This is a genomic window from Rhodobacter calidifons, assembly GCF_011174775.1.
GTDB classification, from domain to species: Bacteria; Pseudomonadota; Alphaproteobacteria; order Rhodobacterales; family Rhodobacteraceae; genus Tabrizicola; species Tabrizicola calidifons.
In genome coordinates, this window is the sequence record NZ_JAANHS010000001.1 from 472,887 (window position 1) to 483,911 (window position 11,025).

At 65.0% G+C, this 11,025-nt stretch carries 15 protein-coding genes and 1 tRNA gene; 2 read left to right on the forward strand and 14 right to left on the reverse strand.

Annotated elements, in window-relative coordinates; genetic code table 11:
* Positions 1-77: 77 nt before the first annotated feature.
* The 9 genes from G8O29_RS02415 to G8O29_RS02455 all read right to left on the reverse strand — a co-directional run bounded on the left by G8O29_RS02415 (position 78) and on the right by G8O29_RS02455 (position 5,202).
* On the reverse strand, positions 78-770 hold the full coding sequence (locus G8O29_RS02415; protein ID WP_166401611.1) for a sulfotransferase family 2 domain-containing protein: 693 nt from the start codon (positions 768-770) through the stop codon (positions 78-80).
* A 131-nt stretch (positions 771-901) separates the two neighbouring features.
* Positions 902-1,282, reverse strand: coding sequence for a 50S ribosomal protein L7/L12 (gene rplL / locus G8O29_RS02420; RefSeq protein ID WP_166401612.1), 381 nt, complete (start codon positions 1,280-1,282; stop codon positions 902-904).
* Between the two features lie 79 nt (positions 1,283-1,361).
* A complete protein-coding gene (gene rplJ, locus G8O29_RS02425) occupies positions 1,362-1,877 on the reverse strand; it encodes a 50S ribosomal protein L10 (protein ID WP_128515325.1) in 516 nt (171 codons plus the stop codon).
* 252 nt (positions 1,878-2,129) lie between these two features.
* Positions 2,130-2,828 (reverse strand): 50S ribosomal protein L1, encoded by a 699-nt coding sequence (rplA, locus tag G8O29_RS02430; protein ID WP_166401613.1) that lies wholly within the window; start codon positions 2,826-2,828, stop codon positions 2,130-2,132.
* Between the two features lie 5 nt (positions 2,829-2,833).
* Positions 2,834-3,286 carry a 50S ribosomal protein L11 gene (gene rplK, locus G8O29_RS02435; RefSeq protein ID WP_166401614.1) on the reverse strand — a complete coding sequence of 151 codons (453 nt, stop codon included), beginning with the start codon at positions 3,284-3,286 and terminating at the stop codon, positions 2,834-2,836.
* A gap of 129 nt (positions 3,287-3,415) precedes the next feature.
* Entirely contained in the window at positions 3,416-3,949 is a 534-nt protein-coding gene (gene nusG / locus G8O29_RS02440; RefSeq protein ID WP_166401615.1) for a transcription termination/antitermination protein NusG, read from the reverse strand.
* Positions 3,950-4,117: 168 nt separating this feature from the next.
* Positions 4,118-4,309 (reverse strand): preprotein translocase subunit SecE, encoded by a 192-nt coding sequence (gene secE / locus G8O29_RS02445; protein WP_166401616.1) that lies wholly within the window; start codon positions 4,307-4,309, stop codon positions 4,118-4,120.
* A gap of 175 nt (positions 4,310-4,484) precedes the next feature.
* Positions 4,485-5,015: a hypothetical protein gene (locus G8O29_RS02450; protein ID WP_166401617.1), complete on the reverse strand. Its 531-nt coding sequence runs from the start codon at positions 5,013-5,015 to the stop codon at positions 4,485-4,487.
* 111 nt (positions 5,016-5,126) lie between these two features.
* Positions 5,127-5,202: transfer RNA gene (locus G8O29_RS02455), tRNA-Trp, on the reverse strand.
* Between the two features lie 322 nt (positions 5,203-5,524).
* On the opposite strand from G8O29_RS02455, the gene G8O29_RS02460 reads away from it, so the two are divergent.
* The gene (locus G8O29_RS02460; RefSeq protein WP_166401618.1) at positions 5,525-5,695 is read left to right on the forward strand and encodes a DUF2256 domain-containing protein; all 171 of its coding nucleotides are present in this window, start codon (positions 5,525-5,527) and stop codon (positions 5,693-5,695) included.
* Between the two features lie 108 nt (positions 5,696-5,803).
* Positions 5,804-6,661, forward strand: coding sequence for a class I SAM-dependent methyltransferase (locus G8O29_RS02465; RefSeq protein WP_166401619.1), 858 nt, complete (start codon positions 5,804-5,806; stop codon positions 6,659-6,661).
* An 82-nt stretch (positions 6,662-6,743) separates the two neighbouring features.
* Here G8O29_RS02465 and G8O29_RS02470 read toward each other — a convergent pair whose 3' ends face one another.
* The 5 genes from G8O29_RS02470 to tuf all read right to left on the reverse strand — a co-directional run.
* A complete protein-coding gene (locus tag G8O29_RS02470; protein ID WP_166401651.1) occupies positions 6,744-8,312 on the reverse strand; it encodes a GMC family oxidoreductase in 1,569 nt (522 codons plus the stop codon).
* A gap of 9 nt (positions 8,313-8,321) precedes the next feature.
* Positions 8,322-8,843: a Twin-arginine translocation pathway signal gene (locus G8O29_RS02475; RefSeq protein WP_166401620.1), complete on the reverse strand. Its 522-nt coding sequence runs from the start codon at positions 8,841-8,843 to the stop codon at positions 8,322-8,324.
* 45 nt (positions 8,844-8,888) lie between these two features.
* Positions 8,889-9,284 carry a VOC family protein gene (locus tag G8O29_RS02480; protein WP_166401621.1) on the reverse strand — a complete coding sequence of 132 codons (396 nt, stop codon included), beginning with the start codon at positions 9,282-9,284 and terminating at the stop codon, positions 8,889-8,891.
* Positions 9,285-9,371: 87 nt separating this feature from the next.
* Positions 9,372-9,671 (reverse strand): ribbon-helix-helix domain-containing protein, encoded by a 300-nt coding sequence (locus G8O29_RS02485; protein WP_166401622.1) that lies wholly within the window; start codon positions 9,669-9,671, stop codon positions 9,372-9,374.
* 178 nt (positions 9,672-9,849) lie between these two features.
* The coding region (gene tuf, locus G8O29_RS02490) for an elongation factor Tu (RefSeq protein ID WP_166401623.1) at positions 9,850-11,025 on the reverse strand (1,176 nt) is incomplete at its 5' end.

Consider the following 11,025-nt stretch of genomic DNA (forward strand, 5'->3'; position numbering starts at 1 on the left):
CGGCTCCCGAACCCGGTCGCGTCTGGGAAGAGGCTCGCACGCGAGCCTCCAACGAGAGGCGATCGTGTTTTCCGGCCTCACACCGGCAGGTCTGCGTCGGCGTATGCCTCCCTGTATTCCTTTACCCAGTCGAAGATCACGCTGGTCCCGACATAGGCCATGATCCTTTCCCTGGTCGCCGGGGCGAGGCTGTGAAAGTCGATCTTCGGCCCGCCGTCCTGCAACCTGGGCACTTTGGCCTTGGCCCCGAAGTGACGGTTCATCTCGGTCTCGAAGCTGCCCATGTCCTCGACGAGGAACAGCTTGCTGAAATAGTCCCTGGACTTGCCCAGGAAGACCTCCTGATGGCTGAAGTGACGCGCGATCGATTTGGAGATCTGCATGTAGCGCGCGATATTGGCCATGAAAAGGTCGATATCGGGGTCGGGCGCAAGATCTGCGGCCGCCAGGGCGGGGCCTGCGGCCTCCTCGCTCAGTTCACGGTAGTGCAGCACCCGGTTGGAATAGGCCGACAACAGCCGCCGGACCGGATCGCGGACCAGGGCGATGCGTTCGAAATCCGCGATCGCCGCGTGATCCACCAGCCTGAAGCGGTTGTTGACCACCAGCTGGTTCGCCACCGTGTTCAGGTCGTGAACGCATCCCTGGACCTGGTAGGGCATCAGCGGAAAGCCGTTCTCGAGCTCGAACAGAAAGGCGCGCACCGAGGTTCCCGCCGCCTTGGGCGAGAAGAACACGGCAAGCTTCTTCTGGGGCAAAAGATAGGGCAAGGGGCAGGATGTCCGTAAGGGCGGGGGTCTTCAGACGAAGAACGCCGCCCCGGCAAGAACGCCGGGGAGGCGGATTTTCGTGCGGTCAGGTGCCAGCGATCCGCCGCCCCCTGCCGCTGTCGGATGTCCGATTACTTCAGCTCGACCTTGGCGCCGGCTTCTTCGAACTTCTTCTTCATCGCCTCGGCGTCGGCCTTCGAGACGCCTTCCTTGACCTTGCCACCGGCTTCGGTCAGGTCCTTGGCTTCCTTCAGACCCAGGCCGGTGATTTCGCGCACGACCTTGATCACGTTGATCTTGTTCGCGCCGGCGTCGGTCAGGACGACGTCGAACTCGGTCTTCTCTTCTTCGGCGGCGGCAGCAGCGCCAGCGCCCGGAGCAGCAGCCATCATGACGGCGCCACCGGCGGCCGGCTCGATGCCGTACTTGTCCTTCAGGATGGTCTTCAGTTCCTGCGCTTGCAGGAGGGTCAGACCGACGATCTCTTCGGCGAGTTTGTTCAGATCAGCCATTTTTCACGTTCCGTATGTTGAGATGGGTTCCAACGGTGCGGGGTCAACCACAACCGGGATGAAAGGATCGGGCCCCCGACTAGGCGGCAGCCTTCTCCTCGATGGTCGACAGGATGCTTGCGATGTTCGAAGCAGGCGCGCCAATGGCCCCGGCGATGTTCGACGCGGGCGCACCGATGCACGACACGATCTGAGCGATAAGCTCTTCGCGCGACGGCATGGCGGCCACGGCCTTGACACCGGCCTGGTCCAGAACCGTTTCGCCCATGGCCCCGCCGATGATGACGAACTTGTCGTTCGTCTTGGCGTAGGCATCGCAGACCTTGGCCGCAGCCACGGGGTCTTCCGAGAAGGACAGCACGGTCATGCCCGTGAGCAGGTCACCCATCTTTGCAGCGGGCTTCCCTTCAAGGGCGATCTTGGCGAGCGTGTTCTTGGCAACGCGAACGGACCCGCCCACTTCGCGAAGCTTCGCGCGCAGGTCCTGCATCTGTGCAACCGTCATCCCGGTGTAGTGGGCAACCACCACAACGCCAGAGCTTTCGAAGATCTGGCCGAGTTCCTCGACCACTTTCTCTTTCTGGGCTCTATCCACAGTTTCACTCCAAGGTTGGGGGTTTCCCCCCGGCTCATGTTTGCCCCCATCGCTGGAGGCGTCGGGTCCGCTTTGGTTCCCGAAACCAAGATCGCCTCGAAAGGCGCCTTCAATCTCGTTCCCCATCTCAGGCAGGATTTATGGTGTTTGCGCACCACCCACCGTCTCGGACAGAACCGGGCCAAACAGGCGGCCCGGGTAGCATCCCGGTTTCCCGGGAATTCGTAGGTCGGGGCTTGCCCCGACTCTGACTTACGCCTGGGTCGCCGAGGCGATGTCCACCGACACGCCCGGACCCATGGTCGAGGAGAGCGACACCTTCTTCAGGTAGGTCCCCTTGGCGCCGGTCGGCCGGGCCTTGGACACCGCATCCACGAAGGCGCGGATGTTCTGGGCCAGCTTCGCCTCGTCGAAGGACACCTTGCCGACGCCCGCGTGGACCACGCCGGCCTTCTCGACCTTGAACTGCACTTCCCCGCCCTTGGCACCCTCGACGGCCGCCTTCACGTCCATCGTCACGGTGCCGACCTTCGGGTTCGGCATCAGGTTGCGGGGCCCCAGGATCTTGCCCAGACGGCCGACCAGCGGCATCATGTCCGGGGTCGCGATGCAGCGGTCGAACTCGATCTTGCCCTGCTGGATCGTCTCCATCAGGTCCTCGGCGCCCACGATGTCGGCCCCGGCGGCCTTGGCCTCGTCGGCCTTGGCGCCACGGGCGAAGACGGCGACGCGGACGGTCTTGCCGGTGCCGTTCGGCAGGGCGACCACACCACGGACCATCTGATCGGCGTGGCGCGGATCGACGCCCAGGTTCATCGCGATCTCGACGGTTTCGTCGAACTTGGCCGAAGCGGCCTGCTTGACCAGCTTCACCGCCTCTTCGACCGAAACGTTCGACTTGCCCGCGAAAAGCTCTCTCGCCTTGGCCATGCGCTTTGCAATCTTTGCCATGGTGCTCAGCCCTTCACTTCGATGCCGCAGGATTGCGCCGAACCGAGGATGATCTTCATCGCCGCCTCGATCGAGTTGGCGTTCAGATCCTTCATCTTGGTCTCGGCGATCTTGCGCAGTTGCGCCGCGGTGATCGTGCCGGCCACTTCCCGGCCCGGCTTGGCCGAGCCCTTGGACCGCGACCGCTTGCCCACCGGCGGCAGACCGGCGGCCTGCTTGATGAGGAACGAGGCCGGCGGGGTCTTCAGCTCCAGGCTGAACGACTTGTCCTGGTAATAGGTGATGATGACGGGCGTGGGCGTGCCCGGCGGGATGTCGGCGGTCTTCGCGTTGAATTCCTTCACGAAGGCCATGATGTTCAGCCCGCGCTGACCCAGGGCCGGGCCGACCGGGGGCGAGGGGTTGGCCTGCTGGGCCTTCACTTGCAGCTTGAGGCTGCCGATAATCTTCTTGGCCATCTGGCCTTCTCCTTTGTCACCGTTGCTCTGCGTCTTGCAGAGGTCCCGGGTCAGGCCCGGGACGGGGTTTAGTGGTCCGGCTTGTCATCCCCGATCCAGTCGGGGACGCGCACCTCCCACGCGATGCACTCAGGCCCCTTTCGAGACCTGGGTGAATTCCAGTTCCACGGGCGTCGCCCGACCGAAGATCGACACCGTGACCTTCAGGCGGCTGTGCGCCTCGTCCACATCCTCGACCATGCCCGAAAAGCCCTCGAACGGGCCGTCGGTCACTTGCACCGTCTCGCCGATGTCGAAGCGGATCAGGTTGCGCGGGGCTTCCAGACCTTCCTCGACCCGGTTCAGGATCGCGTTCACCTCGCTGTCGCGCATCGGCATCGGCTTGCCCTGGGGGCCCAGGAAGCCGGTGACGCGGTTGATCGACGAGATCAGGTGATAGCCGCGGTTCGACATCTCCATGTGCACCAGCACATAGCCCGGCATGAAGCGGCGCTCGGACGTGACCTTCTTGCCGCGCCGGACCTCGACCACCTCTTCGGTGGGCACCAGCACTTCGTCGATCTCGTCCTGAAGACCGGCTTCGGCAACGGCGGTCTTGATCTGCTCGGCCACTTTCTTCTCGAAATTCGAGAGAACGCTTACCGAATACCAGCGCTTCGCCATCTGCCTCAATCCTTGCTGCGCGGGCCATTCGGCCCCGTCTTCGTCTTCGCCCGGAACAAAAAACAGCGCGCACCCCGAATCGATGCGCGCCGGTGTCCCTTTGGTTAGGCCGGGGGTCTACCCCCTGGCCGCGGTCAATTCAAGAGGGAAAGCCGGGCCTGACCGAAATCACGCCCCGACGATGTAGGTCAGGCCCGTGCGGATCAGCAGGTCCACCAGGCTGAAGAAGGTCGCCGCCAGCGCCGAGAGGATGAACACCATCAACGTGGTGAGAAGAACCTCGCGCCGGGTGGGCCAGACCACCTTGGAGACTTCGGTGCGGACCTGCTGGAGGAACTGGAAGGGGTTCGTGGTGGACATGGGGATTCCGGGGTTGGGTCACGGGGGAGATACGGGGTTCGGCCCGGGATTTCAAGCCGCGCCGGGAAACGGGGCGGTCGATCGCCTGGCCGGCCGCTGAAAACGACTGCGCCCCCATGCCGGACCGGCATCGGAGGGCGCAGAGGACCGAGGGCGAAAGGGCCGCCGCCGGTCGTTACTTCAGACGTGTCACGACCCCTTCGGCAAAGGCGTCGACCAGCCGGGTGTAGGCTTCTCTGGTGTCGGTCGACAGGACCACGGTCATGCCTTCGGGCACCTCGACCTTTGCGTTTTCCAGCGTCGTGGTCAGCTCGTAGCCATCGGCATTCGAGTTGTCGGTGTCGTCCTTGATGGTCACCTGACCCACCAGGACCGCGTCGCCAAGGTTCAACTCGCGCTGAAGCGCGTTGGCCAGTTCGAACTCGCGGATGTCGACGATGATCTGCGCCCCGTCGATCTTGCCGCTGTCATCCGGCTTGGCCGCTTCGGTGACCAGACGGTCGACCAGACGGGCGGCCAGGGCATTCTCCAGATCGGTTTCCAGGGTCGCCCAATAGGCGGCCGCCTGTTCGTTCTGCACGGCGCTGAGGTCGACCTGAACGTCGATCTTCGCGATCTTGTCCACACCAGCGAAGGCCGGAATGGCCAGAAGCGAGACGAAGGCACAGGTCGCGGCGCCCGTGGTGAGGCTGCGTGATGTAAACATGATGAACTCCATTATCCTGCAAACGTGTTGCTGATGAAGGAACGCGCCAGCGCGGATCCGGTTCCGGCATGGCAGCCGGGTCCGGTCGGTCATCTGCAAGGACAGGAGGGATGGCAGGGGCAGCAGGGCTCGAACCCGCGACCTACGGTTTTGGAGACCGTCGCTCTACCAGCTGAGCTATACCCCTATGCGGAGGCCGAGTTACGGCAGGCGCGGCGAGAGGTCAAGGGATTCTCTCGCGCACCTCCCGCCGTTTCCGGCCCGGTCTTGGCCTGCCGGATCAGGCGCGCCGGGTTGCCCGCGACGGTGGAGCAGGGATCGAAGACCGGGGAAGGGAAAGGTGCAAACGGTTCAGGCCGTCTGATCCATCTGCGCCTCCTCTGGCAGGCCCCTTGTCTCACCGCGCCCCTACCGGGGGGAAAGTGGCGGGGAAGGCAAGGCTCCGACCGGGCGGTTGCCCTTGTCCGCACGACAGGCCAAGCCAGTTTCCCCGGAAGACGGAGACCGCCATGCCGAAGATGCGCAAGAAATCCGAGTTGCCGACCAAGGTCTGCGCCGCCTGCGGCCTGCCCTTCACCTGGCGCAGGAAGTGGGCGCGGGACTGGGACGCGGTGCGCTTCTGCTCGGACCGCTGCCGCAAGGCCGGGGCAAAGACCGAAGCCGTCCGGGAGCCTTCCTGATTTCATCTGCGCACACGGGCGGCTGTGTGAGGAAAGGCAGATGGCGCGCCGCAGGACGGTCTGGAAAGGTCGCATGACCTTGCCTAGTCTGCCGCCAGGAGGAGCCCCGTGCAGACCATAGCCGAGATTGCCGAGAACTTCGCCCGGCGGCCCTGGAAACAGGTGGCCGAGGCCGATCTTGGTCCGGCAGCCGACGTGCCGACCATGCTGACCCCCGAAGAGCGCCTGCTGTATCACTGGCTCGGCCGCCGGGTGCAGGGCGATGGCGCGACGGTGGACCTTGGCGCCTATGCCGGAGGCTCGGCCGCGCGGTTGCTGTCGGGGCTCGCCCTCTCGGGGCGCCGCTTCCATGTCCACAGCTTTGACCGCTTCCGCTCCTCCCGCGCCTTCTGGGCCAAGTACCTGCCCGACGAGCCCCTGCCCGAAGCCGACGATGCCGACCTTCTGCCGGTCGTGCGACGCCACCTCGCCCCCTGGGCCGACCATGTGACACTTCACATCGGCGACATCGGCGAAAAGCGTTGGACCGGGGGGCCGATCGAGATCCTGTCGGTCGATGCCGCCAAGGGTGCCGTCATGGCCGACCATGTCGCGGCCGAGTTCTTTCCGGCCCTGGTGCCGGGGCGGTCAATCGTCGTGCAGCAGGACTACCTCATGGCGGTGCAACCCTGGCTTCCCGCCCAGATGGTGGCGCTGCGCGACTGTTTCCAGCCGCTGGCCCAGGTGCCGCGCGTCGGCGTGGTGTTCCTGTCGGTGGCCCCGGTGACAGAGGCGGCTCTGGCCGCGGCACGGGTCGGAGGGCTGACCGATGGCAGACTGATGCAACGGGTGCGCGAGGCGGCGAAGTGGCACGAGGCCATGGTGCCGCGTGCGCGCTTCAAGGCGATGCTCGACCAGATCCGGGCCAACCCGGGCGTGCGGCTGGGCTGGCAGATGAAGCAGGCAGCGGCGAGGGCGCAGGTTTAGGCGGAAGCGGGAGCCGCTGGGGACCCGACGCACCCGCCCACCGCAGACCGGGCCGGAAGCTGCCCCCGGCCCGGTCCTGGTGTCAGATATTTCCCGCGCTCATCTCGCGCGCGATGTGGTCCGCCTGACGGATCGCCAGCGCGACAATGGTCAGCGTCGGATTCTCGGCCGCCCCTGTGGTGAACTGCGAGCCGTCCGAGATGAAGAGGTTCGCAATGTCATGGGTCTGCCCCCATCTGTTGCACACGCCATCCTCGGGCTTCTCGGACATCCGGTTGGTGCCCAGGTTGTGCGTGGACGGATAGGGCGGCGTCGGGAAGGCGCGGGTCGCCCCCACGGCCTCGTAGATCGCCATGCCCTGCTGGTAGGCATGGTTGCGCATGGCGATGTCGTTCGGGTGGTCGTCGAAATGGACATTCGCCACCGGCAGGCCGAACTGGTCCTTGGTCTCGGACAGCGTGACCCGGTTCGTCGCCTGCGGCATGTCCTCGCCCACGATCCACATGCCCGCCATGTTCTCGTAATGGTCAAGCGCGGTGGTGAAGCTGCGGCCCCAGCCGCCGGGGTTGAGGAAGGCCGCCATGAACGGCAGGCCCAGGCTCAGCGTCTCCAGCTCGTAGCCGCCGACGAAGCCGCGCGACGGGTCATGCCGCGCCTCGTCCTGCACGATCCCCGCCATCGTCGTGCCGCGCCACATCCGCACCGGCTTGTCGAATATGGCATAGACCGACCCCGTGGTGTGGCGCATGTAGTTCTTGCCGACCATGCCCGAGGAATTCGCCAGCCCGTCCGGGAACATCGAGGACGCCGAGTTCAAGAGCAGGCGCGGGCTCTCGAACGAGTTCCCCGCGACGCAGACGATCCGCGCCTTCTGCATCTGCAAGGTGCCGTCCTTGTCGAAATATTCGACCCCGGTCACCTTCCCCGCCTCATTGTGCAGGATGCGCGCAACGTGACTGCGCTCGCGGACCTCCAGGTTCCCCGTCGCCTCGCCCGCCGGTATGTCGGTATAGGCCGCCGACCACTTCGCGCCCCATTTGCAGCCCTGGAAGCAGAAGCCCGTCTGCTGGCAGGCCATACGGCCATCGTAATCGGCCGAGTTGATCGCCATCCGGCCGGTGTGGACCTCCTTGTAGCCCAGGGCCTTCGCGCCCTTCTCGAAAACCAGATAGTTGTTGTTCCCCGGCAGGCCCGCGCGGTCGCCGGTGCGGGTGACGCCCAGCTTGGTCTCGGCTTTTTCATACCAGGGCGCCATTTCCGCCGCGTCGATCGGCCAGTCCAAGAGGTTCGCGCCCTCGACCGGGCCATAGGTTGTCAGCGCCTTCCATTCATGGTCCTGGAAGCGGATCGAGGCCCCGGCCCAATGCGTTGTGGTGCCGCCCACGGCCTTCACGATCCAGGCGGGCAGGCCGGCGAAATCCTTGGCCACACGCCAGCTGCCGCTGGTGGTCCGGGCATCCAGCCAGGCCAGCTGACCAAAGCTTTCCCATTCGTCGTTGATGTAATCCTCGGGCAGATAACGGCCCCCGGCCTCCAGCGCCACGACCTTGACGCCCTTCTGCGCCAGTTCGTTGGCGAGAACCCCGCCGCCCGCGCCGGTGCCGATGATGACGACCACTGAATCGTCGTTCTTGTCAAACGGTGCCATGATCGTCCCCCCTCAGAGCCAGTCGATGTCGTTGAAGCCGCGCTCGATGTAGCCACCCTGAGAGAAGCTTTCCCCCTGGTAGCCGAAGATCGGCCAGACCTCTTTCTGGTTATAAAGCCCGGTCACCAGACCCGAGCGCACCGTCTGGAAGAAGGGAGTCATCTCGATACCCTGGAGGAGCTTCACCCGGTCCTCCTCCCATCCGGCGGCGACATAGCTGTCGAACCCGGCAGCCTTTGCGGCGGCATCCAGGGCCGCGACGCCCTCGGCCACCATCGCCTTCATCTCCTCGCTGTCATAACCCTTGACGGCCACCGCATAGAACCGGTCCGCCACCTGGTCATGTGGATAGATGTCGCGCGCCATCTGCAAAAGCGTCGCCATCTGTTCGGGCGTGATCACCGTCACCTCGACCGCCCAGGCGGCGTCCGGCGCAGCGATGAAGCCGCTGCCGACGACCGCCAGGGCGCCCACGGAAAGGCCGCGCGACAGAAGCTGACGCCGCGTCAGCCCCCTGAGATCATGTTTTGTCATGGTTTCCTCCCTGGTGTATGGCTCGGGTCGGACGCCGCTCCCTCCTCAGAGATAGCGCCCGCCGCGTTGCAGGACCTCGATCTGGTAGCCGTCGGGGTCCGCGATGAAGAAGAAGCGGGCAATGACGCTGCCCGCCGGGGCGAAATCGACAAGCTTGCGCGGGGCCAGACCCGCTGCGGTCATCCGGGCGTGCTCGGCATCGACATCGGCCACGCTGACCGCCAGATGCCCGTAGCCGTCGCCAAGATCGTAGGGTTCGGTCCGGCCCTTGTTCACGGTTAGTTCGAGCTCGAAACTGCTTTCGGTATTCGACAGGTAGATCAGCGTGAAGCTGTCGAAATCCAGCCGGTCGGCCACCTTCAGCCCGAAGGCCGTCTCGTAAAACGCCAGCGACCGCGCCTCATCCAGGACGCGGATCATCGAATGGATCGCCTTGGCCATGCCTGACCCCATCTGCACTTGATATTGGTAAGGTTACCGAACCAGTTTCCGGGCCGGGTAGTAGCGGATTACTACAGTCCGGTTTTTCTACTCAGCCGCCATGGCTGCGCCGGCTTGCGGCAGCTGGTCAAGCTCGCCCAGGTGGATCGTGCAGGCACAGCGCAGCAGCGAGGTGAAATTCGTCGCCTCGCCATGCAGTTCCAGCACCTCGGAGTGCAGCTTGGACAGGAAGGCGGGCGTGGAGGAGCCGTCCTTCGCCGCCATCTGGTCGACGATGCCCCAGAAGGCGCGTTCCAGCCGGATCGAGGTGGACTGGCCGTTCAGCCGCAAGCGGCGGGTGACATATTCGTAGCGGGCCGGATCCTGTCCGGCGAACATCTGACACATGGCTGGCGCTCCCCTGCTGGCCCTGTCGAGAGGGGAAGGGTGGGGCTGATCGCACGAATCGTCAACCGATCCCATGGTCGGTTCCGCAGCTGTGACTCCAGACGCAAAAGGGCCGCCCGAGGGCAGCCCTTCCGAGGGTCAGGTAGGGTGGGCGATATCGCCCACCCTGCGATCGTCATCAGGCGATGATCTTCGACACGACGCCGGCGCCGACGGTGCGGCCGCCTTCGCGGATGGCGAAGCGCAGCTTCTCTTCCATCGCGATCGGGGCGATCAGCTCGACCTCGAACTTCAGGTTGTCGCCCGGCATCACCATCTCGGTGCCTTCCGGCAGCTTCACCGTGCCCGTCACGTCCGTCGTGCGGAAGTAGAACTGCGGGCGGTAGTTCGCGAAGAACGGCGTGTGACGGCCACCTTCCTCCTTGGTCAGGATATAGGCCTCGGCCTCGAACTTGGTGTGCGGCTTGACCGAGCCGGGCTTGCACAGCACCTGGCCACGCTCAACCCCGTCACGGTCGATCCCGCGCAGGAGCGCGCCGATGTTGTCGCCCGCCTCGCCGCGGTCCAAGAGCTTGCGGAACATCTCCACCCCGGTGCAGACCGACTTCTTGGTCTCGCGCAGGCCCACGATCTCCACTTCGTCGCCGACGTTGATCACGCCCCGCTCCACCCGGCCGGTCACCACCGTGCCGCGGCCCGAGATCGAGAACACGTCCTCGATCGGCATCAGGAAGGGCTGGTCCACCGCCCGCGCCGGGGTCGGGATGTAGTCGTCCACCGCCGCCATCAGCGCGCGGATCGACTTCTCGCCGATCTCGGGGTTCTCGCCGATCATCGCCTGGTGGGCCGAGCCCTTGATGATCGGGATCTCGTCGCCGGGATATTCGTAGGAGGACAGAAGCTCGCGCACTTCCATCTCGACCAGTTCCAAGAGTTCCTCGTCATCCACGAGGTCCACCTTGTTCATGTAGACGACCATGTAGGGGATGCCCACCTGACGGCCCAGCAGGATGTGCTCGCGCGTCTGCGGCATCGGGCCGTCCGAGGCCGCCACCACCAGGATCGCGCCGTCCATCTGGGCGGCCCCGGTGATCATGTTCTTCACATAGTCGGCGTGGCCGGGGCAGTCGACGTGGGCGTAGTGGCGCTTCTCGGTCTCGTATTCCACATGCGCGGTCGAGATCGTGATGCCACGCGCCCGCTCTTCCGGCGCGCCGTCGATCTGGTCATAGGCCTTGAATTCGCCGAAATACTTGGTGATCGCCGCCGTCAGCGTCGTCTTGCCATGGTCAACGTGACCGATGGTCCCGATGTTCACATGCGGTTTCGTCCGTTCAAACTTTGCCTTCGCCAT